At 59.1% G+C, this 24,711-nt stretch carries 29 protein-coding genes and 1 tRNA gene; 17 read left to right on the plus strand and 13 right to left on the minus strand.

Going from position 1 to position 24,711, the window contains the following annotated elements; all coding sequences use genetic code 11:
- Nucleotides 1–50: 50 nt before the first annotated feature.
- Both CSING_RS13600 and CSING_RS06175 read right to left on the minus strand, forming a co-directional pair.
- Nucleotides 51–245 (minus strand): hypothetical protein, encoded by a 195-nt coding sequence (locus CSING_RS13600; protein WP_144403117.1) that lies wholly within the window; start codon nucleotides 243–245, stop codon nucleotides 51–53.
- The gene (locus tag CSING_RS06175) at nucleotides 242–877 is read right to left on the minus strand and encodes a hypothetical protein (RefSeq protein ID WP_144403118.1); all 636 of its coding nucleotides are present in this window, start codon (nucleotides 875–877) and stop codon (nucleotides 242–244) included. The genes CSING_RS13600 and CSING_RS06175 overlap by 4 nt, the downstream gene beginning before the upstream one ends.
- A gap of 314 nt (nucleotides 878–1,191) precedes the next feature.
- On the opposite strand from CSING_RS06175, the gene CSING_RS06180 reads away from it, so the two are divergent.
- The gene (locus CSING_RS06180; RefSeq protein WP_042533223.1) at nucleotides 1,192–1,755 is read left to right on the plus strand and encodes an RBBP9/YdeN family alpha/beta hydrolase; all 564 of its coding nucleotides are present in this window, start codon (nucleotides 1,192–1,194) and stop codon (nucleotides 1,753–1,755) included.
- On the opposite strand, the gene CSING_RS06185 is transcribed toward CSING_RS06180, so the two are convergent.
- Nucleotides 1,750–2,079 (minus strand): transcriptional regulator, encoded by a 330-nt coding sequence (locus CSING_RS06185; protein ID WP_042530646.1) that lies wholly within the window; start codon nucleotides 2,077–2,079, stop codon nucleotides 1,750–1,752. The two genes, CSING_RS06180 and CSING_RS06185, sit on opposite strands and share 6 nt — an antisense overlap.
- Nucleotides 2,072–2,476 (minus strand): hypothetical protein, encoded by a 405-nt coding sequence (locus tag CSING_RS06190; RefSeq protein ID WP_042530648.1) that lies wholly within the window; start codon nucleotides 2,474–2,476, stop codon nucleotides 2,072–2,074. The genes CSING_RS06185 and CSING_RS06190 overlap by 8 nt, the downstream gene beginning before the upstream one ends.
- A gap of 698 nt (nucleotides 2,477–3,174) precedes the next feature.
- On the opposite strand from CSING_RS06190, the gene CSING_RS06195 reads away from it, so the two are divergent.
- Nucleotides 3,175–3,247 (plus strand) — tRNA-Glu (locus CSING_RS06195).
- An 87-nt stretch (nucleotides 3,248–3,334) separates the two neighbouring features.
- Here the strand turns inward: CSING_RS06195 and CSING_RS06200 are convergent.
- Nucleotides 3,335–4,099, minus strand: a complete 765-nt coding sequence (locus CSING_RS06200) for a hypothetical protein (RefSeq protein ID WP_042530650.1) — start codon at nucleotides 4,097–4,099, stop codon at nucleotides 3,335–3,337.
- A 105-nt stretch (nucleotides 4,100–4,204) separates the two neighbouring features.
- On the minus strand, nucleotides 4,205–4,495 hold the full coding sequence (locus tag CSING_RS06205) for a hypothetical protein (protein ID WP_042530652.1): 291 nt from the start codon (nucleotides 4,493–4,495) through the stop codon (nucleotides 4,205–4,207).
- A 94-nt stretch (nucleotides 4,496–4,589) separates the two neighbouring features.
- Here CSING_RS06205 and CSING_RS06210 point away from each other — a divergent pair, with 94 nt between their 5' ends.
- Nucleotides 4,590–5,417, plus strand: a complete 828-nt coding sequence (locus tag CSING_RS06210; protein WP_201773973.1) for a chymotrypsin family serine protease — start codon at nucleotides 4,590–4,592, stop codon at nucleotides 5,415–5,417.
- Here the strand turns inward: CSING_RS06210 and CSING_RS06215 are convergent.
- Nucleotides 5,414–6,112: an IclR family transcriptional regulator gene (locus CSING_RS06215; protein WP_042530653.1), complete on the minus strand. Its 699-nt coding sequence runs from the start codon at nucleotides 6,110–6,112 to the stop codon at nucleotides 5,414–5,416. The two genes, CSING_RS06210 and CSING_RS06215, sit on opposite strands and share 4 nt — an antisense overlap.
- A gap of 48 nt (nucleotides 6,113–6,160) precedes the next feature.
- Here CSING_RS06215 and leuC point away from each other — a divergent pair, with 48 nt between their 5' ends.
- The 4 genes from leuC (at nucleotide 6,161) to CSING_RS06240 (ending at nucleotide 10,501) form a co-directional block, all read left to right on the plus strand.
- A complete protein-coding gene (leuC, locus tag CSING_RS06220; RefSeq protein WP_042530655.1) occupies nucleotides 6,161–7,585 on the plus strand; it encodes a 3-isopropylmalate dehydratase large subunit in 1,425 nt (474 codons plus the stop codon).
- Between the two features lie 17 nt (nucleotides 7,586–7,602).
- The gene (gene leuD / locus CSING_RS06225; RefSeq protein ID WP_042530656.1) at nucleotides 7,603–8,193 is read left to right on the plus strand and encodes a 3-isopropylmalate dehydratase small subunit; all 591 of its coding nucleotides are present in this window, start codon (nucleotides 7,603–7,605) and stop codon (nucleotides 8,191–8,193) included.
- Nucleotides 8,194–8,307: 114 nt separating this feature from the next.
- The gene (locus CSING_RS13920) at nucleotides 8,308–9,360 is read left to right on the plus strand and encodes a DEAD/DEAH box helicase family protein (protein ID WP_042530658.1); all 1,053 of its coding nucleotides are present in this window, start codon (nucleotides 8,308–8,310) and stop codon (nucleotides 9,358–9,360) included.
- Nucleotides 9,361–9,520: 160 nt separating this feature from the next.
- Nucleotides 9,521–10,501 carry a hypothetical protein gene (locus CSING_RS06240; protein ID WP_141741440.1) on the plus strand — a complete coding sequence of 327 codons (981 nt, stop codon included), beginning with the start codon at nucleotides 9,521–9,523 and terminating at the stop codon, nucleotides 10,499–10,501.
- 48 nt (nucleotides 10,502–10,549) lie between these two features.
- On the opposite strand, the gene CSING_RS06245 is transcribed toward CSING_RS06240, so the two are convergent.
- On the minus strand, nucleotides 10,550–11,548 hold the full coding sequence (locus CSING_RS06245) for an NUDIX hydrolase (RefSeq protein ID WP_042530664.1): 999 nt from the start codon (nucleotides 11,546–11,548) through the stop codon (nucleotides 10,550–10,552).
- Between the two features lie 129 nt (nucleotides 11,549–11,677).
- On the opposite strand from CSING_RS06245, the gene CSING_RS06250 reads away from it, so the two are divergent.
- Together CSING_RS06250 and CSING_RS06255 are read left to right on the plus strand one after the other, a co-directional pair.
- Complete coding sequence (locus CSING_RS06250; RefSeq protein WP_042530666.1) at nucleotides 11,678–12,676, plus strand: NAD(P)H-dependent glycerol-3-phosphate dehydrogenase; 999 nt, start codon at nucleotides 11,678–11,680, stop codon at nucleotides 12,674–12,676.
- Between the two features lie 21 nt (nucleotides 12,677–12,697).
- Nucleotides 12,698–13,768, plus strand: coding sequence for a D-alanine--D-alanine ligase family protein (locus CSING_RS06255; protein WP_042530668.1), 1,071 nt, complete (start codon nucleotides 12,698–12,700; stop codon nucleotides 13,766–13,768).
- A gap of 7 nt (nucleotides 13,769–13,775) precedes the next feature.
- Here CSING_RS06255 and CSING_RS06260 read toward each other — a convergent pair whose 3' ends face one another.
- Nucleotides 13,776–14,681: a DUF3515 domain-containing protein gene (locus tag CSING_RS06260; protein ID WP_042530670.1), complete on the minus strand. Its 906-nt coding sequence runs from the start codon at nucleotides 14,679–14,681 to the stop codon at nucleotides 13,776–13,778.
- A gap of 46 nt (nucleotides 14,682–14,727) precedes the next feature.
- Between CSING_RS06260 and CSING_RS06265 the strand changes: the two genes are divergently transcribed.
- From CSING_RS06265 to CSING_RS06300, 8 genes are read left to right on the plus strand one after another with little or no spacing between them, the layout of a single operon-like run.
- Nucleotides 14,728–15,687, plus strand: coding sequence for a thiamine-phosphate kinase (locus tag CSING_RS06265; RefSeq protein WP_236684056.1), 960 nt, complete (start codon nucleotides 14,728–14,730; stop codon nucleotides 15,685–15,687).
- Entirely contained in the window at nucleotides 15,684–16,325 is a 642-nt protein-coding gene (locus CSING_RS06270; protein ID WP_042530674.1) for a uracil-DNA glycosylase, read from the plus strand. Before CSING_RS06265 ends, CSING_RS06270 begins: the two co-directional genes overlap by 4 nt.
- A gap of 10 nt (nucleotides 16,326–16,335) precedes the next feature.
- Entirely contained in the window at nucleotides 16,336–17,721 is a 1,386-nt protein-coding gene (locus CSING_RS06275) for a DAK2 domain-containing protein (RefSeq protein WP_042530676.1), read from the plus strand.
- A gap of 3 nt (nucleotides 17,722–17,724) precedes the next feature.
- On the plus strand, nucleotides 17,725–19,821 hold the full coding sequence (locus CSING_RS06280) for an ATP-dependent DNA helicase RecG (protein ID WP_042530678.1): 2,097 nt from the start codon (nucleotides 17,725–17,727) through the stop codon (nucleotides 19,819–19,821).
- A gap of 46 nt (nucleotides 19,822–19,867) precedes the next feature.
- Nucleotides 19,868–20,437 carry a 16S rRNA (guanine(966)-N(2))-methyltransferase RsmD gene (rsmD, locus tag CSING_RS06285; RefSeq protein WP_042530681.1) on the plus strand — a complete coding sequence of 190 codons (570 nt, stop codon included), beginning with the start codon at nucleotides 19,868–19,870 and terminating at the stop codon, nucleotides 20,435–20,437.
- Between the two features lie 4 nt (nucleotides 20,438–20,441).
- Nucleotides 20,442–20,918, plus strand: coding sequence for a pantetheine-phosphate adenylyltransferase (coaD, locus tag CSING_RS06290; protein WP_042530683.1), 477 nt, complete (start codon nucleotides 20,442–20,444; stop codon nucleotides 20,916–20,918).
- 5 nt (nucleotides 20,919–20,923) lie between these two features.
- Nucleotides 20,924–21,679, plus strand: a complete 756-nt coding sequence (locus CSING_RS06295) for a sulfite exporter TauE/SafE family protein (RefSeq protein ID WP_042530685.1) — start codon at nucleotides 20,924–20,926, stop codon at nucleotides 21,677–21,679.
- Between the two features lie 51 nt (nucleotides 21,680–21,730).
- Nucleotides 21,731–22,585 carry a PPK2 family polyphosphate kinase gene (locus CSING_RS06300; RefSeq protein WP_042530687.1) on the plus strand — a complete coding sequence of 285 codons (855 nt, stop codon included), beginning with the start codon at nucleotides 21,731–21,733 and terminating at the stop codon, nucleotides 22,583–22,585.
- On the opposite strand, the gene CSING_RS06305 is transcribed toward CSING_RS06300, so the two are convergent.
- From CSING_RS06305 to CSING_RS06320, 4 genes are read right to left on the minus strand one after another with little or no spacing between them, the layout of a single operon-like run.
- The gene (locus tag CSING_RS06305; RefSeq protein WP_042530688.1) at nucleotides 22,582–23,073 is read right to left on the minus strand and encodes a YbjN domain-containing protein; all 492 of its coding nucleotides are present in this window, start codon (nucleotides 23,071–23,073) and stop codon (nucleotides 22,582–22,584) included. The genes CSING_RS06300 and CSING_RS06305 overlap by 4 nt on opposite strands.
- Complete coding sequence (locus CSING_RS06310) at nucleotides 23,070–23,618, minus strand: hypothetical protein (RefSeq protein WP_042530691.1); 549 nt, start codon at nucleotides 23,616–23,618, stop codon at nucleotides 23,070–23,072. Before CSING_RS06310 ends, CSING_RS06305 begins: the two co-directional genes overlap by 4 nt.
- Nucleotides 23,618–24,118 carry a YbjN domain-containing protein gene (locus tag CSING_RS06315; RefSeq protein WP_042530693.1) on the minus strand — a complete coding sequence of 167 codons (501 nt, stop codon included), beginning with the start codon at nucleotides 24,116–24,118 and terminating at the stop codon, nucleotides 23,618–23,620. The genes CSING_RS06310 and CSING_RS06315 overlap by 1 nt, the downstream gene beginning before the upstream one ends.
- A complete protein-coding gene (locus CSING_RS06320) occupies nucleotides 24,111–24,626 on the minus strand; it encodes a YbjN domain-containing protein (RefSeq protein ID WP_042530695.1) in 516 nt (171 codons plus the stop codon). Before CSING_RS06320 ends, CSING_RS06315 begins: the two co-directional genes overlap by 8 nt.
- Nucleotides 24,627–24,711: the final 85 nt, after the last annotated feature.

Consider the following 24,711-nt stretch of genomic DNA (forward strand, 5'->3'; position numbering starts at 1 on the left):
ATCGTTCGCCTTCGCTAAGCATCGCACACACGAAAAGCCCTGTAATACTGCTATGCGCGATGTTTTTTAAAATATGACTTCCAGAAACTGTCCTTTGCACGAGTTTTAGGGTAGCGGCTTTCCATGAATTCATCTGTACGGAGACGTGAAGATTCGGCAGCAGCCAAAAGCGCGGAAACGATCTCGGGATCAACTGACGAAATCTGTACTTTGGGCTTGCGACGCGGTTGAAAACGTGTTGTCATTTGGATTTCTCCTTTGTCTCGTATTCAATACTATACGGCACAAACCGCAGTTGACCGAGTATGAAGAATGCGGAAAGGAGTCCGATGAGAGACACCACCGTCCCAAACACGTGAAACTTTCGATTTTCCTTTGTCTTCAATTCAGACAAGTTGGCGTTTTCTCTGGAGTCGTAATTGCTTGGATTGGCTGATTCCATGCGTAGTTGAGCCTCAAGGGCATCTGCGTAATCTCTAGATGCCTGCGCGATTTCTTCCTCCGCTTCAGCGATTTCACGTGAGGTCAAAACACTTCTAATTAGGCTTGGCGATTGAAGTCGGATAATTGGGTCGCTGGTGAGGGAATTGTCGATTGCCCATTGCAGTTGCTTGTAGTACTCGGCCCGGTCATCTGATTCTTTCTTCTGCTCAATGGTCTTGAAACCGGAGATAAGTGCAATGGACGCAACAACGGGAGTTAGGCTAGGAAAGACATATTTGCACACCCGCGATAAATAATACGGCCACGATAAATCAGAACACCAAGTGAAGTAACTGACAACTATTCCAACAATCAAAATGAAAGCAGAAACGAGCAGAGTGCGTGTAAGTCGCTGAGACGGTAATTGGTTTTCAGATCTTAAAAATTTGTGCATGGACATCCTCTACTGGGACTTTATTCCTCGGTTTCCGAGTAAGTAACAGAATAGGCATAGTTGACAGGCGGGAGTGACGTTGTCGTAATTCTATTTTCCTTACCAGAGTTGGACGGTGCCTAACAAGCGGATGTCTTGACGGGTAAGAGCTATCAACCGCTTGATTGTGGTGCAAGCCCCGAATTTCTGTGGTGCAAGGGTCTCTGTAGGTCAGAGGTTCGGGCTGGTGGGGGAGTTTCGTGAAAGTGCCCACGTTGAGTGGCAAGCTTTCGAAGCTTGCCACTTTTTCGTTTTTCAGCTTTAGTATCGACGTCATGCACTTTTACATCGTTCATGGATATCAAGCCAGCCCTGAGAGTCACTGGTTTCCGTGGTTGGAGCACCAGTTGACCGCCGATGGTCACACGGTTCATACCATTGCGCTGCCGGACCCACATGCACCGAAACTGGAGGAGTGGGCAGAAGCGTTGCGCAGCGATATCGGCCGTCCGGATTCCGATACCTGCATCATCACGCATAGCCTGGGTGGCATCGCGGCGCTGCACTATCTCACGGCATTGGGAGGCGAGTGGGAACTTCCCGGGCTCTTTATCGTCTCCGGTTTCATTGAGAAGCTCCGCGTCATCCCAGAGCTCGATGACTTCATTGGCCAAGCACACGTTGACGTGCCCCGCCTTAAGCCCCACATCGCTCATGCTGAGGTCTTCGTGTCTACAAACGATGTCCTTGTCGAACCAGCCCTCACAGAGCAGCTTGCCGACGTTTTCTCGGCCCCGCTCACTACTGTTGAGAACGGTGGGCACTTCCTGGAGAGTGACGGCTACATCGAATTTCCGCAGTTGTGGCAGCGCATTGCGCAGTGGCTGCGCAGTCTATGAGCCCTCTGTCATGGCTTTAAGCGCCGCAACGTGCTGCGCGTAGGCTTCTGTCCCAGTCTGGGTCAACGCGACCCAGACGGCGTCTTTCGCGCGCGTGGAGCCATATTGGCGGGTGCGGCTGATATAGCCGCTGTCCTCAAGATGTTTCAACTGCTTGGAAAGCGTATCAGCAGGAAGCTCGGTGAGTTCTGCAAGCACGGCGTATTTCATCTGCCTGCCATCCGTCGCGCCCGAGTGGAATAGCGTGGCACAGATTTTAAGCCGATTGATGGGGTGGATGACCGGATCTAGCTTGGCTGATTGGTGCGTAGACTCCTTAGACATTGACGCCCTTTACGGCGGCATTGCGATTTTCATACAGCCCCCATGCGGTTGCCGCGGAGACAACGACGCCGCAGACAACCATCCACGGCCAAGTATCAGGCGTCGGCACGGTGGAGAACATCATGGCACCTCCCAGCAGTACTCGTGACCAAGTCGCGCGATCATTACTCGGCCCCATATTGGGATTGACCCGAACGAAGGGGTTTGCAATCTTATCCTTGAGGAGATAACCCAGAACGAACGTCGGTACAAGAACCGCGAGGCCGTACCACCATGACAGCTTGAATAGCGCGATACCGCCGCCGACGCCAAGCGCCACTATCGCCACGGCCCACCAGCTCTGTTTCCACGTGGTGCGCTTTTGAACGTCGTGAATGATCTTAAGGTCGTCGCTCATCGTACTTCTCCTCAACGTCAACTTCCCTGGTTTGCAACTAAGGCAAGTGTAACACTTGCCTTAGTTGCAAGTCCAATGCTTGCCAAGTATGCAAGTGAGGGACTGTGCATAGAGGGGATGTAGCTACGCATGGGGTCTAACGGGGCTGGTGGTCTGTTGCTACCCCATACCGGGACGCATCACAGCCGTGGTTCGCAGGGTGCGACTAGGCATACCAGGGGGTAAACCGGTGTCCAATTGGTCTAAGTGCTTCCGGTGTGCCTTGGGGAGGCTTACACTGCAGGTACAACACATTCCCGGCAAGAAAGGAGAGCGGATGGCGGAAGTAGATAATCATCACTATCGCCGACGCGACTCTAGCAGACGGTAATGGGCGGCACTGCCATAATCCATAACTTCTTAAAGCCGACACTCGAGCGAAGTAGGAGCCTTGCACCACATGCTGTTAGCGCACGCGTCCTCCCGAACCTCCAGCGATGCGCACGAGCATTCCGGCCCCAGCTGCCCACGGCACGCCCGCGGAATAACCACTGATTCGATCCGCCCAGGGTCTTAGAGAATGCTAGCTGGCATCGCAGCCGCAACAGGGCGACGAGGCTCGGGATTTTATCTTTGTAAAGGTGCTTTTAGCTGCCGATTTGTGCAAACTTTCGGGGATCCTATAGTGTTTAGCAAGTCCGCAACGGACAGCTAAACGAGCCCCGTTCGTCTAGCGGCCTAGGACGCCGGCCTCTCACGCCGGTAACACGGGTTCAAATCCCGTACGGGGTACAAGAAACGCGCTAAGCCACAATCATGGCTTAGCGCGTTGTTGTTTCCGGTGAATATTGTGCTGAGCACACCCACCTTTTCGGGCTTCTACACAATCATAACCTCGGCGTTGTTACCGCCGGTGCAGCGGATAATCTCGCGGTCGTCGGTCTTGCAGGCGAGGTTGTAGGTTTGTTGGGTTACCGGACTAGTGACGGAGATCTGCGGGGGAACATACCCACGCAGGTCTTCCAGAGAGCTGATGGTCAGCCCCATGAGGTGGCCAGCGGTCGAGCGGGCAAAGTCGCAGCTGGTATTCGGGCCGGCAAGGACGTAGGTGATGTTGTAGCCATCACCTGTCTGGCACACCGTGGCGGGGGTGCCGAACGCATCGACCTTGGCGCCGTTGATCTGGTTCGCAGGAAGCTGTTCGTGTATGTGGTTGATGGAACCAATACGTGCGGATTCTATAGTCTTCCTGCTTCCAAGTGGGGTGACGTACTGTCCAGGCTCTACTCCCTGAAGGTGGGGAGGCGTGGACTGCGGGGCTTGCTGTTGCGCGGCCTGCTGCTCTTGGGCTCCCTGCGGCTGAGCGCTCTGGGGCTGGGCACCGGCTTGTCCTTCTGGGGCGGGGCCGGCAGGAATGGTGGGCTCGGGGCCCGCGGGTACGTCGACGTGGGCATCGTCGTTAAGCGGTTTAAAGGCCGGGTAGGTGTTCTTGAATGATGGCTCTTTCGCCTCGGAGGTGGCCGGGGCGGCGGTCTCGGTGTTGGTGGAAGAGGAGCAGCCAGTTGCGAGGAGGCCCGCGGTGGCTACGGCGGTCAAGGCCGTGAGGAATCGGCGTGCGGAGGAAGGGGTCTGTGAGGAAGTCATAGCCCCACACTAACGCCTGCCTAGCTATATGGTGTGGGAAAACGGGGAACGCTGCCCTGCTCAGTGGAGTGCTGTAGCTGGGCAGCGCGTCGAGGCGACTGGGATTTAGTGATCGTCCCAGTGGCCGTCGTGTGCAGCGTGGCGGTGGCCATCGTGCAGGTAGTCAACGTGATCGCCGTGCGGGATAGCGACGTGACCACAGCCCTCACCGTGCTCGTGGTCGTGGTCCTCGTGAACGTGATGCTCGGAGGGCTCGCATTCATCCCAGTGGCCCTCGTGCTCGCGGTGGATGTGGCCATCGTGGGAGTAGTCGGTGTGGTCGCCGTGCTGGAAAGCGACGTGACCGCAACCCTCGCCGTGGGTGTGGGTGTGCTCGTCATGAATGGTGTGGCTCATGGCTCCTCCTTAGGGAGTTCGAGTGTTTTCAATCTGTTTTCATTTAATCCTATTTTCAATACGGTTTCAATAGCGGGGGTGCTACAGTAAGTGCATGACAACGAGACTGACGAGCCGGTTCCTGGCTGCCGCTGGGTCTTGCGCACTAGCCTTGGGTATCGCCGCCGCGCCTGTCGCTGCGGAAACTACCGTCCAGCTCACGCAAGGGCAGAAGATCATTACGTCTGACGGTGCAGAATGCAGCGTTGGCTACGTAGAGTCCACTCGCGCATGGACCTCGGCGCACTGTGCTCTCGATGGCGGGCAGGTGTATACCGATTCTGGGCAACACGTGGGAACCCTGCGATGGTTTAGCCCCTCGGGCGCCGCTAGCCACGACCTTGCCTACATTCAGTTTGCAGCTGGTACCTCCTCCGGCGGCAACCCGCTGACCGGTGACGGCATGGCGCCCCCTCCTGGCGAGGGCGCCACTGTGTGTATGGACGGCCGCTACGCGGGGCGGCAGTGCGGACCGACCGTTCGCGGTCCTGGAGTTTTTCCGGGAATGCACTATGCTTCAGGCTTTTCCTTGTCCCCAGGGGATAGCGGTGGTCCCGTCTCCCTAGAAGGGCATGCTGGAGTGGTGGGTATTTATCAGGGTATTACTGAGGCAAACCGCAATGGTCGCAAGGTAATCTTCTCGAACTATGCGCGCATGCCCTACGCCGATGAGTTGGAGCGACTGCCTCATCAGGGCTTTGTGCCGCGCCGTCCGAAGCGCGAACCGGCCAACCTTGTCCGTGTTGTGCAGGAGAGGGCGGAGGCGTTCTCTTCTACGAGTAGTAAGGGTCCTGAGGGGCTGCGCGGGCTTATTTTCTCTATCGGCCTAGGGGTTGTAGCGTCCCGGTTGCCGCTGCTTCCCTCTTTGAGCTCCCCGTCCTAAGTCGCGTCGTGAGCTAGAGCGTTGCTGAGCCGCTGTGCGGCGTCGAGAAGCATCGGTGCAAACTTCTCCGCAGGAGACGGGCGGAAACGTTCTGCTGAGCCGGACACTGAGAGCACAGCGATGAGGGTGCCCGTACCTTCAAATACAGGGGCAGAAATGGATGCGAGGTTGGATTCGCGCTCCTCAATTGATTCGGAATAGCCATTCTCGCGCGCGAGAGTCACATCCTGCTCGCTAAACAGGGCGTCGGGAACGTGGACATCCGCAAAAGCGGCGAAAATACGTGCGGCGGAACCTGACGTTAGGGGTAGTTGGCGGCCCACCGGCACGACGTTGTGCAGTCCAAATTCCGGCTCACGGGTGGCAATGCACGTGCGTGTCGTGCCGGAGAGCTCATAGAGCTGAACAGACTCACCGGTGGCTGCAAGAAGCTCCTCCATGATGGGCCCGGCGGTCTCGATAATGCGATCGCGGTTGCCCGGTAGGGCTGGGCCAGCGCCCCATTTCCCGTCGGGGGTGCGGGTCAAAATGCGATGTGCTTCGAGTGCTGTCGCGAGCCGGTGGGCTGTTGCCCGTGGTAAACCAGTAGTCTCGCAGAGCTCATTGAGTGTGGACGGCCGGTTGGTCGCGGCCATCATGATGGCGACTGCGCGATCCAATACCTTTATTCCTGATACTGCGCTATACTCTCCCATATAATGAAATCTACGTCCCATTAATTGAGATTTCAAGTGGAGAGGCTTATGACTACGAAACTGACATTGGCAGAGAAGGTGTGGCGCGACCACGTGGTGCGCAAGGGAGAGAACGGCGAACCCGATCTCCTCTACATTGACTTCCAGCTCCTTCACGAAGTTACCAGCCCACAAGCCTTCGATGGGCTGCGCTTGGCTGGGCGTACCATGCGTCATCCTGAGCTGCACTTGGCTACAGAGGACCACAACGTTCCCACTGTGGGGATTAAGACCGGCAATCTGCTGGAGATTAAGGATGAGATCTCCCGTACCCAGGTCTCCACGTTGCGCAAGAACTGCGAAGAGTTCGGCGTGCGTCTTCATGCGATGGGGGATGCACAGCAGGGCATCGTTCATACCGTTGGCCCCCAGCTTGGTATCACGCAGCCCGGCATGACCATCGTGTGCGGTGACTCCCATACCTCGACGCATGGAGCGTTTGGCTCCATTGCCATGGGTATCGGCACCTCAGAGGTCGAGCACGTCATGGCCACCCAGACGCTCTCGCTGAAGCCCTTTAAGACCATGGCTATCGAGGTGAGTGGTGAGCTGGAAGAAGGCGTTTCGGCTAAGGATCTTATCCTGGCTATCATCGCCAAGATTGGCACCGGTGGCGGCCAAGGCCACATCATTGAGTACCGCGGCGAGGCCATCCGTAAGATGTCCATGGAAGCTCGCATGACCATCTGCAACATGTCTATCGAGGCGGGCGCCCGCGCCGGTATGGTAGCTCCGGATGAGACGACCTTTGACTACGTCAAGGGCCGCGAATTCGCACCGAAGGGTGAGGATTGGGACGCTGCTGTGGAGTATTGGAAGACCTTGCCTACAGATGATGGCGCCGAGTTCGACACCGTCGTCCACATCGACGGCTCTGCACTGACTCCATTCGTAACCTGGGGCACCAACCCGGGACAGGGACTGCCGCTGAGTGCGTCCGTACCGGACCCGGAATCCTTTGGTGACGAAGGCGAGAAGGCAGCCACCGAAAAGGCCTTGGCCTATATGGATCTCAAGCCCGGCACCCCGCTGCGTGAGATTGAGATCGATACGGTCTTCCTAGGTTCCTGCACGAATGCCCGAATCGAGGATCTGCGGGCGGCCGCTGAGGTGGTCAAGGGCCGCAGCATTGCTGACGGCACCCGCATGATGGTCGTGCCCTCCTCAGCCGTTGTGAAGGCGCAGGCGGAAGAGGAAGGCCTCGACAAGATTTTCACTGATTTCGGTGCTGAATGGCGCACGGCTGGTTGCTCGATGTGCCTAGGTATGAACCCGGACCAGTTGAAACCGGGGGAGCGGTCGGCGTCGACAAGCAACCGCAATTTCGAAGGCCGACAGGGCCCAGGCGGGCGTACCCATCTCGTTTCGCCCGCTGTTGCAGCAGCCACCGCAGTTCTGGGCCACTTGGCGTCACCGGCAGACATCACCGCATAAGGGAACGGAGAAGAATAATGGAAAAGTTTGTTACACACACTGGTGTTGGTGTTCCGCTGCGTGCTTCGAACGTGGACACCGACCAGATCATTCCGGCGCGCTATCTCAAGTCCGTCAAGCGCACCGGCTTTGCCGAGGGACTGTTTTCTAACTGGCGTTCAGACGGGAACTTCGTACTCAACCAACCCCAGTTCACCGATGGCTCCGTGCTTTTCGCTGGCCCCGACTTTGGCACAGGTTCCTCGCGCGAGCACGCGGTGTGGGCACTGGCTGAGTACGGTTTCAAAGCTGTATTTTCTTCGCGGTTTGCAGATATCTTCCGTGGAAACTCAGGCAAGGCTGGGCTCCTGACCGGGCTCATGGCTCAGGAAGACATCGAGTTGATTTGGAAGCAGCTTGAGTCCGGCGAGACACAGGTGAGCGTTGATTTGGAGGCGCGGACCGTGACCGTGGGCGGCAACAGCTATACGTTCGACATTGATGACTACACGCGGTGGCGCCTTATGGAAGGCCTCGACGATATTGGACTTACCCTGCGCAACGAGGCGGACATTGAGGATTTCGAAGCTGGCCGTCCCTCGTTCAAGCCGAAAGTTGGTGCACAATAATGGTCGGCATCGCGTGAGAATGTGTAAATATCGTTAACCCCTTCTGAGGTAGGAAGGGGTAGTATTCCCCGTCTCATGTGGCACCCCTAACAGGGTGCCGTTAGTGTTTTCCGCATGACCAACCCTTTTGATAGCAATAGAGACCCGTCCAGCGATCAGCACGGCGGAAACAACGGCCACAACAGTTCTGGAGCCTATGGATCCGGCAACGGGGCCTCCACCGGTGGAAATACCTATGGCTCCTATGGGTCCGACCAGAGTAGCTTTGGCAACAACAACTACGGCGGAACTTCGTATGGGGAGAACTCCTACGGTGCCAGCCAGGGTACGTACGGTCAGGAGTACCAGGATCCCAACGGATACGGTCAGGGATACCAGCAGCAAGGTGGCTATGGCGCGGGCTACCAACAGGAAGGTGGCTATGGCGCGGGTTACCAGCAGCAAGGTGGTCTGACCGTCTCGCCGGTCGACGCCATGGATTCCATCGGTCAGGCGTTCAAGGGTTATTTCAAGCAGCCTATGCCGGGTGCTCTCGCCGCTCTTGCCTACTTCGCAGTGATGGGAATCGGGATTTTCCTGCCTCTTTTCGTCGTGAGCATTGGTGCTGCGTCTACTGCCGCGACGTCGTATGACCCAGCGACTGACGCCTTTTCCGACGGTGGCGCTGCGGGCCTTGGGGCATTGAGCATTTTCGGTTTGGTCGTTGTTTACTTCTTGGCGATTCTTCTCTCTGCTTGGATGTATGCCGGCTGCGTCTCCGCCTCACGCAAGATTGCTAATGGGGAAAATGTCTCTTTCGGCGACTACTTTAAGGGTGGCAACGTCAAGGGTATTTTCGGTGTGTATATCTGCTACATCATTGCCTTTGTTATCGGTAGCTTTACCATCGTTCTGGGCATCGTGGCGGCCGTGCTTTTCTGGGCGGCACCGGTGATCAAAGCTGAAGACCCCGAAAAGAGTATTGGTGAGTGCTTTAAAGAATCGATGAACCTTGTCGTGAACAACTTCGGTCAAATGTTTGTTTTCTACCTCTTGTTCTCGATCTTGATGAGCTTGTTCATGTTGATTCCCATTGTTGGAATGCTCTGTGCTCCTCCGCTCATGACCTTGGGACATGTCCTTTTCTTGCGCACCGTGCGCAAGCGTCCGGCCATGCGCTGGGCCTAACATCTGGATTGTGTGACAGGGGCGTTCGTCCAAGACGGCGCCCCTTTCGTCGTGGGCGGAATGACTTCACTTGCGTTGCGTGGGGAATAGACCCCTGTTATTGCCGGGATGGAGGGCACTTCAGCGCGCCGACACTGAAACTCCCTATAGACTCCAGTGCATGACCAACCCATATGAAGGATATGACGGGCCACACGGGTATACCGGGCAAGGTGGATTTGGAGGCTCCTCTAGCCCCAACATGGGGCCACACCAATCTGGTTATGGAGCGCAGGGAGGAGGGGTGCCGCCCTACTCAGGACACGGTGGCCCTTATCAGCCGGGGCCCTATGGGGGTGGAAACTACTCGGGCTCCTTTGAGAACCACTTCAACGGAACCGGCCCTTACCAACAAGGGCCGTGGCCGCAGCAGCCCCCAGTGATGATGGGGGTGCCGCAGGCAGAGCCCGGCTATATTATTGGGCAGTCTTTTAAAGCCTTCGGGGATGCTGCTGCAGAGTGGATCGTGGGTGTCCTTGCCCATCTGGGCATCCTTACCGCTGTCTATTTTGCGGTCAATTTTGCCGTGATGGTGGTGTCCTTCAACGTCGCCATTGTTATGGGCAGCATTTCCTCCACCGCGGCCTCTGAACCTTTGAGTTTCGCGGGCGTCGTCGCCTTGCTGCTGACGTTCGTCGCAATTTTCGGTTGCGTGTTTGCTTGCATGCTGTGGATGCAGGCAAACTTTTGCTATGCCGCCAATAAGGCGTTGGACGGCGAAAAGCTGACGTTCGGAGATTTCTTTCAATTCAAATCCGTCGCTGGCTTGATGAAGGTTTTTCTGTGCGTAGGATTTATGGTCACCGTGGGCTCGCTGCTCATCATCCCAGGGATTGTTGCGATCGTGCTGTTCTGGGCGGCACCAGTCATCAAGGCGAAAGAACCTTCGCTTACCGTGGGCCAATGTCTGAGCTTGTCACAGCAGATGGTGCGCCAAAACTTCGGCACTGCCCTGGGCACTGTAGTTCTGCTCGGGTTGATTCAGTTTGCCTTCTCATTGTTTCTGTTTCTCGGGCTAATCCCCGCCTTTCCTATTACGGCATTGGGGTTTGCGTTTGCCGCTCGCGCCATCTCACAGCAGCAATGCAGGCTCTGGCCGTAACTTTGGGGCGGGGGAAGATGGGATGAGCAAAACCTCCCATTCGCGGAGCTAACGCACTGGTAGTGGGCTAGCTAGGTAGTCCGCGCCAGTTAGCTCACCGTCGTTGAAAGACAGCACCCACACTGAGGCCTTCTTAAACTTCAGCTCCTCGATAGGGGTCGTGATGAACTTTGGGGCATAGGACTCGATGATGCCCGGAATAGTGAGACCCTGGCTTACGACAACCGGAACGCCACCGCCATCGACAACGCGCTGGAAAGCTGCGCGGGCGTCCTCAGGTGCGGCGTCAAAAACCTCATCACCGAAAGCCTTGTTGATGGCGATGTCCATTCCGAGTTCGTCAGCAAGCGGAGCGGCCGTCTGCTGGCAGCGTTGCGGTGGGGCGCAGTAGATGGCCGTCGGGTGGTAAGGGGCGAGCATCGGGACGAGCATCTCAGCCTGGCGGCGACCCTTCTTGTCCAACGGGCGCAGGTCATCATCTCCCTCCCAGTTTCGTCGCTGGTGGGCGTGAGCGTGGCGCACGTAGAGGACACGCGTGGTCGGGGCTAGGCGCAGTCGCTTGTGAGCCTTAGCCAACACTTGCGTATCGACTTCATAAGACAGCAACTCGCAGGCTTCGTCGATGGACACCCACCGCAGCTCATCGGTCTCATCATTCGGAGTGTAGGAACCCTCCAGAACTCGCGCCATCCAGTAGTAGACCACCTTTGTTCGGCCTTGTACCGGGTACGCTACCTTCCCGATGAGCTTGCCCAATCGCACCGTGTAGCCGGTCTCCTCTAGAATTTCGCGGGCAGCGGTAGCTGGCAGGGACTCGCCCGGATCGACCTTGCCCTTGGGCAGCGACCAATCGTCGTAGTGCGGGCGGTGGATGATGGCCACCTCTGGATCCTGCGGCTCACCGCGCCACAACACCGCACCGGCAGCCAGCGTGGTGCGCTTGAACTCATCGGCCGGATCCACCGGAATTTCCTGATGGCGCCCGGAAACAAACACCTCCGATTGGGTATCTTTATCCGTTTCGTGCATGTTCTTTGCCTTGGGCATACTGCTCCTTCAACGCCGGTTTTGTCGCTCCCTCTATCTTCCTCTACTGCCCGCCGTGATGCAGCCTTACGCGCCGAGCGTGCTTTAATGGTGAAAACCGATAAAAGCGATTTAAGAGTGAGGTGGCACATGGTTAATGTGGCCGTCATGGGAGCGGGCTCGTGGGGAACCACCCTGGCTAAGGTCTTCGCTGATGCAGGCAATGAGGTCCGCCTGTGGGCACGCCGCGCGGAACTGGCGGAAGCCATCAACACCCGCCACGAGAACCCAGACTACCTACCGGACCTGCCACTTCCCGAGTCAATTCAGGCAACGACGGATCCTGCGCAGGCGCTTGGCGACGCCTCCATCGTCATCTTCGGTGTCCCCTCCCAGACCCTGCGCGCCAACCTGGAAGACTGGGCGCCGTTACTGCCGCAGGACGCCACGGTGGTGTCCATCTCCAAAGGCGTGGAAAAGGAAACGCTTAATCTCATGAGTGAAGTTATCGCGGATGCCGCCGGCGTAGAGGAAGAGCGCATCGCGGTGCTTTCAGGGCCGAACTTGGCCAAGGAGGTGGCACAGGAACAGCCGGCGGCGACGGTTATCGCCTGCACCGATGTGGCGCGCGCTGAAGAAGTTCAGCATGCAGCGGCCGCACCTTACTTCCGCCCGTACACGAACACCGATGTGATCGGCGCAGAGATCGGAGGTGCCTGCAAGAACGTCATCGCGCTCGCGTGCGGCATGGCCTCCGGCAAAGGCTTGGGCAACAACACTATGGCCACCATCATCACCCGCGGTTTGGCGGAGATTACGCGCCTTGGTGTAGAACTCGGTGCGGATCCTTTCACGTTCTCCGGCTTGGCAGGTATGGGAGACCTCGTTGCAACCTGTAGCTCAACGTTGTCGCGCAACCGCACCTTCGGATACCGCCTGGGCCAAGGCGGCACGCTGGAGGAAGCCACTGCGGCCACCAACGGCCAGGTGGCTGAGGGGGTTATTTCTTCGGACTCCATTTTCCGCCTTGCCCAGCGTGCAGGAGTGGAGATGCCCATCACTCAGGCCGTCTACGGCGTGTGCCACGAAGGCGTCAGCGTGGATGACATGATCGTGGCTCTGATGGGTCGCACCAAAAAGGCGGAGTAGAGCCGAGTAAAGTTGCCGGGTATGACTGAAGCGAAACCTGTGCGCGTAGCCGTCGTCTACGGCGGGCGCAGCTCCGAGCACTCGGTGTCCTGCATTTCCGCGGGCGCCATTATGGAGCACCTCGACCCGGAGAAATACGAGGTGGTGCCTATTGGCATCACCCGTGATGGTATGTGGACCCAGGGTACCCGGGAGGGCCTGCAGATTGTTGACGGCCGCCTCCCAGAGGTTGAACTGCACGATGAGCTTGCCCTCTCCCTCAACCCCGCCACCCGCGGTCGCATTCATAACGTGACCCGTCACGAGCACTATACCGAGGTGGACGTCATCGTCCCGGTCCTGCACGGACCGTTTGGTGAGGACGGGACGGTGCAGGGCCTGTTCGAGCTGTCCGGAATTCCGTACGTGGGCGCCGGAGTGCTGGCGTCTGCCGTCGGGATGGATAAGGAATTCACCAAGAAGCTGCTGGTGGCCGAAGGCCTGCCCGTGGCGCCCCAGGTTGTGCTCACCGGAGAGACTGTGTTGAGCGATGAACACAAGGCCCACCTTGGCCTTCCCGTCTTCGTCAAACCAGCACGCGGCGGATCCTCCATCGGCGTGTCCAAAGTTTCAGCCTGGGAGGATTTCGAGGCAGCCGTACAGCTGGCCTACGAGTCCGATGGAAAGGTGCTCGTGGAGCCGGAGATCCTCGGCGCCGAGGTTGAGGTTGGCGTGCTCGAACACCCAGACGGAACCCTCCAGGCCTCCGTACCCGCGAAACTCCTCGGAACCACGGAGTCCGAGGAGGGTTTTTATGACTTCGACTCGAAGTACATCAATGAGGGCGTTTCTGCAGAAATCCCTGCGCCTTTGAGCCAGGAACTCAGCGAAGAAATCCGCGAACGCGCCATCGAAGCCTTCCGAGCGTTGGGCGCAGCGGGGCTGTCCCGCGTGGACTTCTTCATCACCGACGAGACCTACTACATCAACGAGGTCAACACCTTCCCGGGATTTACCCCGATTTCGATGTATCCGCAGGTCTTCTCCGCAGCCGGCGTGGATTATGCCGAGCTGCTTGACATACTGATCCAGACTGCGCTCGCGCACGCCTAGCTGCTGTTTAGGACTGGGGCGGTGTGGCCTTAGCGAGAGCGTCACTCAGCCGAACGAGCGCCGAGTTCGCCGCGTCCTGCGGGGCAGATAGTGCGAGATCCTCGGAGCGTCCCAAGGCGAACCACGTGCCGGCTGTGGTGCCCTCAGCCAAGGTGGTGTCCTCAAACCACGGAACCTCATTGACTTGCTGTAGCTGGACGCCGGCTGCGTAGTTCTCCGGAGCGGCCACGCCGCAGCGTACAACAATTTCCTCGCGCCCCGGCGCGCTATACACCCATGTGTTCTTGTCGCCCACATCCGAGCGGCGTGTGTAGCCTTCCGCGAGCGATCCTGGCAAAGCTTTGTCGAGCTTAGGGCACATCTCATCCGGCCCGGCGGCTAGCTGGGAGAGCGGAGCTGGGTGTGGCGTGAGGGATTCATGGGGGAGACGGGAGAGGGCATCGCTAAGTCCCTGTGGTTCCTCATCTGCCGCGGTGGTCATGGCCACGGCCGGGGACCGCTGCGTGGAGTACCACGTTGTGAGGTTCGATCCTGGTGTCGCATCGATAACCTTGAGCCATTCTTCGCCCTCGACGTCGAAGGTCTGCGAGTATTCAGTGTACTGCTGTGGCAAATCTACGCCGCAGCGCACCGTTACGCGGTCCTCCGAGGTGCTAGCCCATGCGGCGACGCCGGCGGGCGCAGGATCGGCGAGTTCCGCGCGGGGGTGGCCCAGGAGGACGTCGGGAAGCGCTCGCACCAGCTCCGCACATTCGGGGGAGTCCGCGGCCTCCGACGGGGTCGGTGGCAGCGCAACCGGCTGCTGAGCAGTGGACGTGAAGACGTATTTGGCCCCAAAGATCACGGCCAGCACCATTGCGATGGCAATCCCGAGTGAGACGTAGATGGCGGTGCGGTTAAATTGGGTATCCATAGGGGCTTATCCTAACCCCGGGAGGCCTAAAAGAGAGAAGGAGTCTATGGGTTTGTCGCACACGCTGGAGCAGGTCGGTGAACGGCACGTCATCCATGAGATTGTTGCTGCAGCACCGAGCGCACTCAACGGCGACGATGCAGCGGTACTGTATCCGGCCGCGCCCAATTCCCGGACGGTAGCCTCAACGGACATGATGGTGGAAGGGCGCCACTTCCGCCGTGACTGGTCGACGGCCGCGGAGGTGGGACAGAAGGCGATAGTGCGCAACTTTGCCGATATCGAGGCAATGGGGGCGCGGCCTACCGCAGCTCTGTTGGCCATCGCCGCACCAGGAGACACACCGGTGGGTTACGTGCGAGGAATTGCGCAGGGAATCGCAGAGCGGTGTGCGCTGTACAACGCTGAGCTGGTCGGTGGTGACCTCACACGCAGCGACAGTTTGGTCATCAATGTGACTGCCATGGGATCACTGGGTGGCAGCGGTGCGCCGTTGACGTTAGACAAGGCGCGAGCGGGACAAACCCTGGTAGCGCACGGAAAGATTGGCTATTCCGCGGCGGGCCTGGCGCTGTTGGAGCGCTTCGGCCGTGCATTGCCTCAGGAATTGGAGGACCTGTGGCCGCTTGTCGACGCCCACTGTGCCCCCACCCTCACCCCCGGTCGCGGTGTTATCGCGCGTGCTACTGGGTCGACAGCGATGACGGATAACTCCGATGGTTTGGTGCGTGACATGGGCCTTATGGCCCAGCGCTCCTCCGTGAACATCGATCTCGACCCGGCGGCGATTGCGCCGGATGCGCTGCTTGTCTCGGCCGGGGCCGTGTTGGATGTTGACCCGTGGGAATGGGTTCTGAGCGGTGGAGAGGATCACACGCTGCTGGCGACGACGTACAAGGCCGCGCCGTCTGGATTCCGTGAGATTGGCCAGGTGCAGCGCGGAACAGGAGTAACCGTGGGCGGCGAGGCTCCCCGCTTCACCGGGGGATGGGAGAGCTTCGCATGATTGACACCTCACGGATCCACTACTCCTGGCTGCCGCACATCCGCCACGCCCTGGAGGAGAACTTACCGCGTATTGAGGAGCACATCGGCCAGGAGTTTTTACCGCCACCTGCGGACGTCTTTGCCGCGTTGTCCATGCCGCTTGAGGATGTTCGCGTGCTCATCGTGGGCCAGGATCCCTATCCCACTCCGGGGCATGCCATGGGGCTGTCCTTCTCCACGCGCCCAGGTGTTGCGGCTCCCCGCTCGCTGCGGAACATTTATGCCGAGTTACAGGATGACCTTGGAATTTCCGGGCGTGACGACGGTGACTTACGTGCCTGGAGCGCACAGGGGGTGTTGCTACTCAACCGCGTTCTCACCGTTGCCCCGGGGCAGGCAGGCTCGCACCGCCGACTGGGGTGGGAGGCGATTACGGAGGCAGCGATTCGGGCGCTTGCCGGGCGCGACATCGTGGCCATCTTATGGGGCCGCGATGCCCAGAACTGCCAGGCTTTCCTGCCCGGCACCGACTGCATTACCTCGCCGCACCCCTCGCCACTGTCGGCGCGGCGCGGTTTCTTCGGCTCGAAGCCGTTCTCCCGGGCCAATGCAGCCCTCGAGGCACGCGGCGTGCCCGCGGTGGACTGGCGCTTGTAAACTAGCCCTCATGTCGTATCCCGTCGAGTTGGACGCTCGCGGCCTGCATGCCTGGGCCGCGCGAACCGTGGAGGAGCTCAAACGCCGCCGCGCCGAGATTAACGCCCTCAACGTGTTTCCCGTTCCCGATTCCGACACGGGATCCAACATGGCTTTCACCATGGAGTCCGCGCTGGCGGAGGCGGACAAGGGTGAGACCGATGTGGCCGAGGCGCTAGCTCTGGGTTCGGTGCGTGGTGCCCGTGGAAATTCCGGCATGGTGCTCTCCCAGGTGCTGCGAGGGGTGGCGGATACTACGACGGAATCTTGCGTCGACGGGGCCGTTCTGGCGGATGCCCTTACCCACGCTGTCGACCTCGTCGATCGCGCACTTGCCGCACCGGTCGAAGGCACGATTATCACCGTGCTTCGCGCAGCGGCCGAGGCTGCTCGCGGCGCAGCGGCTCACCCCGGCGCAGAGCTGCATGGCATTCTCACCGCGGCTCTTGAAGCTGCCCGTCGCGCATTGGTCGCCACGCCCTCTCAACTGCCCGCCCTGCGCGACGCCGGTGTGGTGGATGCCGGTGGGGCCGGACTCGTTATCTTGCTTGAGTGCCTGCTGGCTGAGGTCACTGGTGCAGGACCCACGCCACAGCCGTTGACGGTGGATGAGCGGGAGCCTGTGAATGCTGAGGTGAGCGGGGCGGAAATTGAGGCGATCTTTTTCTATGAGGGTGACCTCGATGAACTCCAGCGGGCATTGGACCACATGGGAAATAGCCTCGTTATTGCACGTGCGACGGAATCCTCGGCGAGCGTGCATATCCACAGCTCGGAAATTGGACCGGTGATTGAGAAGGCTTATGAGCTGGGCGGGGTCAGCCGCTTGCGTGTGGAAGTCTTGCCTGCGGCCGGCCTCGGGCCAGCGGATGAGTCCGTCGCGGACACAGGCCGCCGCATTTTTGCCGCCGTGTCCGAGGACGGGGTGCGGGAACTCTTCGAAAAAGTTGGCGTGATTGTGGTGGACCCAGGCGCCGAACTGAATCAGGCACGCGACGGTGATCTGTTTCTGCCCAATGGCTGCGGCGGCGATGCGGGGCGGGCCACCGTTATTCCCTCCGATTCCGTGGTGGCTAGCTTGGCCGCTATGTCGGTCTATGACCCGGAGAATCCTGATACCGCTGAGGTCGTGGCAGCGATGGGAGATGCTGCGCGGTCTATGCGCATGGCGCATCTCGTTGAGGAAACCGAGTCCTGTCTCGAGGACACCTGCCGGGCCCTCTTGGTTCAGGGTGGTGAGCAAGTCACCGTGCTGACCTCGCTGGATGTTGCTGAAGAAGAGCTCGCCCACAGACTTGGCGTGGACACTGTTGTCGTAAGCGTTTCCGGTGCGCGCACAGAAATTGGGGTGGAGTAGGCCGTGCTGGGCTGGCAAGATGAGCGCGCGCTCACGGCTGTGCTGCCGAAGAAAGATGCCGCGGCGCTCAAGAAGGCTTTCGGCTACACCACCTGCGGTGAGTTACTCAGCCATTACCCGCGCGATTACATCCGCCACAACAAGGAGGTGGGCCTTGGCGGTGCCGAGGAAGGTGACCAGGTCACCATTACCGGCGTCATCACCGATGTGCGCACGCGCTACACCTCCAAGGCGATGGTCTTCACTCTGTATATGGACAGTGGCATTCAGGCGGCTTTTTTCAATGCGCACTTTGTCCAGCGCATCCTGCGTGGCGGAATGCGCATCATGCTCTCCGGAAAGCTGAAGTACTTCCGTGGCACACCGAGTCTTCAGCACCCGGATTTCCTCATCCTGGACCCAGGGACTGCCCAGAGCTCGCTGCTGGATAAAGCAGCAGGGACGGGCACAGGTTCGCTCAAGAAGCTCGCGCAATTCGGTTCGTTGGAGACCTTCCTCAAACGAGAGTGGATTCCCGTGTATCCGGCCAGCGGCACAGCCACCTCCTGGTACGTCATGGGGGCAATTCACAAGGTACTGGAGAACACCCCACCAATCACGGAGCCGCTGGACTACCGCATGATGGTGACTCTGGATCAGGCTGTGCGTGAAATCCACGAGCCTGGTCCACAGGGGCCGGAGCGGGCGATTCAGCGTCTCAAGTACAACGAGGCACTGTCCATCGGACTCGTCATGGCGTTGCGCCAGCGTGATGTCAAGGCCCGCACGGCACCATCGATGCCAGCCATCATCGATGGTTACCGCGATGAGCTGCTCATGGAGCTTCCCTTCGCGCTTACCGATGGCCAGCGTCGCGTCATTGGTGAAATCGACGAAGACCTGTCCGGAACCGTTCCCATGATGCGACTGTTGCAGGGCGAAGTTGGCTCCGGCAAGACCCTCGTAGCCACGTGCGCGATGCTGCAGGCAGTTGACGCCGGTAAACAAGCAGCGCTACTGGCGCCAACAGAAGTGCTGGCGGTGCAACATGGGGCGTCGATAAGCACAAGCGTTCCCGAGGGCGTCACCGTCACCGTGCTTACAGGCTCGATGAAAACCGCGGACAAGCGCCAAGCCCTTCTGGAGATTGTCTCTGGCGAAGCCGATATCGTCATCGGCACCCACGCCATCATCCAAGACACTGTTGAGTTCTTCGACCTCGGCCTCGTCATCGTTGATGAGCAACACCGTTTTGGTGTGGAGCAGCGTGACAGTCTGCGAACCAAGACGCGGGAGGGAACAAGCCCGCACCTGCTCGTCATGACCGCAACACCGATTCCTCGCACCATCGCCATGACAGTCTTTGGTGACCTTGCCGTCTCAACTCTTAAGGAACTACCGGGTGGGCGCAAGCCCATCTTGTCCGCGGTGGTGCCGGAATGGAAGCCGGAATGGGTCCGCCGCGCAATCGAACGCATCCGTGAAGAGGTAGAGAAAGGCCACCAGGCCTATATCGTGTGCCCTCGCATCGACGGCGAGGGAGGAGTCGAGCAGATGTCCGTTCAGCTGCGCAACCTGCCCTTTAGGGGGCTGACCGTGGAGATGCTGCACGGCAAAATGCCAGACAAGGACGAGGTCATGGCCAGGTTCGCGCGGGGAGAGATCGACATCCTCGTGGCCACCACGGTGATTGAGGTCGGCGTGGACGTGCCGAATGCCACGGTGATGCTCATCCGTGAATCAGAGAATTTCGGCGTGTCCCAGCTGCACCAGCTGCGCGGGCGTGTGGGCCGAGGCGGCAATGAATCGGTGTGCTTGTTGCACACGACGGCGCAGCCGAACTCTAAATCCTATCGGCGCGTGTCCGCCATTGCGGATACCCCATCTGGTTTTGACTTGGCAGAACTGGACCTCAAGCAGCGCCACGAGGGTGACATCCTCGGAACCCTGCAGTCAGGCACGAAACGCACACTCAAACTCTTGGACTTAAGCAATGACCGTGAGATTGTCGAGCGTACGCACAACGATGCCGCTGCGATGGTGGAGCGCAACCCCCAGCTTGCCGAAGAGCTTACCCAGAATCTCACCGCGGACGAGCAGGGTTTCCTAGAAAAGAATTAGGGGGACATCTCCCGACGCTGGACTTTGGGGGGATAGGGTAGAGGCCATGACGAGAATCATCGCTGGGGAAGCCCGCGGGCGCACCATCAAGGTGCCCGAGTCTGGGACGAGGCCAACTTCCGACCGTGCCCGCGAGGGCCTTTTTTCATCTCTCGATGTGCGCTGGGGTTTCGTGGATTCCCGTGTGCTCGATCTCTTTGCCGGCTCCGGTGCGTTGGGCCTTGAGGCCGCCAGCCGCGGTGCGGAGGAGGTCGTTCTGGTGGAACATAACCCCGCTGCGGTCAAGGTGATTCGACACAACATTGGCGTGGTGAAGCACCCCCGCGTGGACGTGCGGGAAATGAAAGCCTCAACGTATCTGGCCACCGCACCGCGCGGCTACTTCGACATTGTTCTCGCGGATCCTCCCTATGACTTCGACGACGTTGACGGGCTTCTGGACGCTATTGAACCCGTGCTCGAGGACGCTGCAATTGTGGTCATCGAACGGCACGTGGATTCGCCCCACACTGAGTGGCCGGAGGGTTTTGAGCCGACCGGCCAAAAATTGAAGAAGCGCACTTTCGGTATTGCGCGCTTTGACATGGCTATCTATCACCGAAGCGAGGAGAACTAACATCATGCCCACTCATGCCGTCTGCCCTGGTTCTTTCGACCCCATCACGCTGGGGCACGTCGATGTCTTTACCCGCGCTGCAGAGCTCTTCGACAAAGTCACGGTACTTGTGACCGCCAACCCAGATAAGCCTTCTGGACTCTTCACCGTAGAAGAGCGCGTCGAGCTCATCCGTGACACTGTCTCTCTTGATATCGAGGTCGAGTGGTGGAGCGGTCTTCTCGTGGACTACACCAGCGCCCACGGCGTGGACACGATCGTTAAAGGCCTGCGGTCCTCACTGGACTATGAATACGAGCTGCCCATGGCACAGATGAATCGTCGTCTCTCCGGCATCGATACTGTCTTCCTCCTCACCGATGAGAAGTACGGCTATATCTCCTCCTCGCTGTGTAAACAGGTGGCGAAGTATGGTGGCGATGTGACTGGCATGTTCCCAGAGCGTGTCGCAGAGGCTGTCATGAAGCGCTACCGAGGTTAAACGCGGTGAGTGTCGTAGCACTTCCCTTTGCCATCCTTCTTATCGTCGCGGTGGGATCGTGTTTGCAGCGCGTCTCCGGCATGGGCCTCGGACTCATCGGTGGGCCCATTCTGACCCTCATGTTGGGGCCGGTGGAAGGCATTATGGTCACGAACGTTCTGGCCTGCATCAACGCAGCCTTAACCACGTATTCCATGCGCGCTGATGTGGATTGGCACAAGTGGCTGCGCATCGGCCCCTTCATGGTTTTGGGCTCGATCCCGGCGGCACTCCTCATTGCACGGATTGATACCGCGAGCCTCCTCGTGTTGGTGGGCGGCGCGCTGCTTTGTGCGCTCGGCGTGGTGTCCTTCGGACGGCGTTTTGTCCCCGAGCTGCATGGAACCGGGCCAGCGATATCTGCTGGCATCCTCGGTGGTTTCACTAACACATTGGCAGGCGTGGCCGGTCCGGTCATTACGGTGTATGCCCAGGCGGCGCGGTGGCCGCAGTCGGTCTACGCCGCGACCTTGCAGCCTTGTTTCTTCATCGGGGGGCTTTTCTCCGTAGTGACCAAGTATTTCTTAGGGGCTGGTGGCTTCGAAGGTTTGCACTGGTTGGTGTGGCCTTTCGGCATCATCGGCATGTTTATCGGCATTAAGGTGGGCACGTCGATTGCGGGGCGGGTCTCCCGAGAGAAGGCACGCAAGCTTTCCTTAACGGTGGCGAGCTTGGGTTCCTTGAGTGCGCTCATTCGTGGCCTTATAGCTTTGGCTGCGTAGGCGAGCAAAGGCTGGTGTTGCCGTGGCGGCGGTCTCTGTAAGCTGGTCGCTATGGCGAAATTCAAGATCGAAGACGCACTGAACCTGCGCGCAGGCAAGAATTTTCAGATCGACTCCGTGGATCCCTCCTCCACGCCGGGGTTCGACGGCGATAAGGATGAGCTCGACGATCGCTTCTCTAAGTATGACGATGAACTGTACGAGCTGCAGGAACGCCTCTTCGCCAACGGCCGCGCCTACGGTGAAGACGCACCAGCTGCACTCATCGTTCTGCAAGGTATGGACACCTCTGGCAAAGGCGGCGCCATTCGCCACGTGCTGAGTACGTTCGACCCGCAGGGCACAACGACGGTTGGTTTCGGCAAACCTACCGATGAGGAGCTGGAGCACGACTTCTTGTGGCGTATCCGCAAACACGATCCCACACCCGGACAGATTGTGGCCTTCGACCGTTCGCACTACGAAGATGTGCTCATCCAGCGTGTGCATGAGTGGGTCGACGAAGAGGAAGTTGATCGCCGCATTGAGGCGATCCGTGACTACGAGCTGGACCTGACGGCCAAGGGCGTCAAGGTCATCAAAATCTTCCTGCACATCTCTAAGGAAGCGCAGAAAGAGAACCTTCTCGAGCGCACCGAACGCCCGGATAAGTTCTGGAAGTATGACCCGTCGGACGTCGAGGAGCGCGCGTACTGGGATAAATACATGGAGGCCTACCAGGACGCGATCCAGCGCACCGATGAAAACTATGCCCCCTGGTATGTCATCCCCACTGACAATAAGAAATACGCCCGCATGGCGCTGAAGTTCCTCATCGTGGATCTCCTGCGGCACGTGGACCTTGAGTGGCCGGCACCCGACTTCGACCCAGAAGTCGAGCGCCAGCGCATCGAAGAGGCCGACTAAGCCTCGTCGCCCGGCACACCGCCCGCAAGCCCGCGGACGGTGTCGTTAAAGGTATCCAGCACGGACAACAATGCCTCTTGGGCACTGATAATGCCTAGGTTGAGGGCGTGGAATAGTTGGTCATCAGTCATGCCCACAGCGGTGACGAAACACGCGTCACCGCGCAATTCCACCATGCCCTCAGCAGTACCAACGAGCGCACGGCCGTCGAAAGCGCTGGAATTAAACTCATTGCAGAGCACGTGGAACAGCGAAACTACCTCAGCGTCTAGCTGCGTGGGCAGAACGCATTCGAGGCGTACCAGTTCGTCTTCAACAGAGATGACCCAATCCAAGTCGTTGAGGCGAGCCACGACTACTGCGCCGTCGTCGGGGTGGGCCGTTGCGGACATAGCGAGCTCCGTCCCGGTGAGCAAGGTCAGCACGCGGTCGCGAGTAACTTCGGACAGGGGAGAACCAGCCAGAATCTCGTAAGGGTCTGCACTCATAGTTTGTCCTCTGTCTCCTGTTCCTGCGAGTCATTCCACGTCACGGCCTGCGGGAAACGCTCAGCGATGACATCGAAGATCTCGGCGAAACTAGCCAATGAGCTCAGCAAGAAGTGCCCCAGCTGGCCCAAAGACAGGCCCTCGCCTACGGCCATGGCGCGGTTGGCACAAAGCTGGATCTCTCCGGGCGCACCAGCCTTGTCGTCCTCGTCGCCGCTCACCAGATAACTTACGGTCGGCGCCACACTGGCCCAGTTGAGCTCGGCCATGGTTGCAGCCACCGCTTCCTCCTCAACGGCAGCAAGCGTGCCCTCCCATGTGGCAAAGATGCTGAGGAGGTCGCCATCTTCGCTAAGGTCGCAATGCACCGCAATGTGCGGGATGCCGGTTTGCAGGACGCGGTGTAAGTCAACGTCGTCAGCGTACGCATCTACCTCGGCATCAGCTCGCGGGGCTTCAATGATGGCATAGTCGGCGTCGATGATCTCACACAGCTCGGCGAGCCTGTCAATGCTCACCGGCTCGATAGCGTGAAGGTCAGTCACTACTCGGCGCTTTCGGTGTTGCCCTCGCCCGCCTGGGCAGCAGACTCGGAGCCAAGCTTCGCCATCTCCTCAGCGGCGGCAACCATGGCGTTCTGGGCATTGATGACGCCGTCAACGGAGGCGCGCAGAGCAGAAGCCAGTTGCTCGTCATTCATACCGGCAGCGCATGGAATATCGGACTCAGTGCGCACGAGCAGCATGCCGTCAAAGTCTGTGATCACGGCGCTTGCACCCATAGCCACGGAATTAATCTGGTTAGCAGCCAGGAAGAGGCCAGCATCTGCCTTGGCATACTCGGCGTCGGTAGGCACATCGCAGCGCACAATGGCCACGCTGTCGAGCACCGCAAACATGCAAGGCAGGCCGTTAAGGTTCGCGGTGGCGGCATCGGTGCGACCGGTCACCGGTTCAAGCTCGATGTCGAAAGTTTTCATTGCGGCGATGACACGGTCGAGCGTGACGTCAGGCAAAGCGTTCGGGTCCTTGGCAGGATTAGTCATGGTTGTGCTCCTTCCAGGTCACAAGCTGCGGGTACTGCTGTTCAATCCATTCGAAGGATTGCAGGATGGCATCCAAGGTGGACATCACAAAGGCGCCTAGCTGGTTGCGGGAAGCACCGTGGGTTGTGTCCAACTCGCGGGCACCGGAGACCGCTAGGGCGTTATCTGGGGCCTCAAAGAAGCGGAACGTGGGCGTGAAGTGATCCTGGTTCCACGAGTTGATGTGCATCAGCAGCGCGGGGCCTTCGGAAGCGGGAACCGAACCGCGCCACACGGAATCCACGATGAGGGAGGAACCGATGAGCTGGAAAGCAATCGCTGCATTGGAGAAGCCAGTGCGCAGGAGAGTAACGGTTCCAGAGTCCTGCGTCTTCTGCTCTTCGATGCGGTACTCCAAGCCCTCGGAATCAAAGATCTCCGCGATGCGCTCGAGGGTCACATCCTCCACGGGGGTGTCAGGCAGCAGCTCGCGCTGCTGCGCTTCTTGCTGGTTGGTCGCGTCAGTCACTTTCTTTCTCTCACTCACTTCGCTAGTTTCTGAGCCTTAATTTTCTTTACGGCCCCGACCCTACCGGAGGCATGGGTACCGGGTG

The sequence above is a fragment of the Corynebacterium singulare genome, assembly GCF_000833575.1.
GTDB lineage: Bacteria > Actinomycetota > Actinomycetes > Mycobacteriales > Mycobacteriaceae > Corynebacterium > Corynebacterium singulare.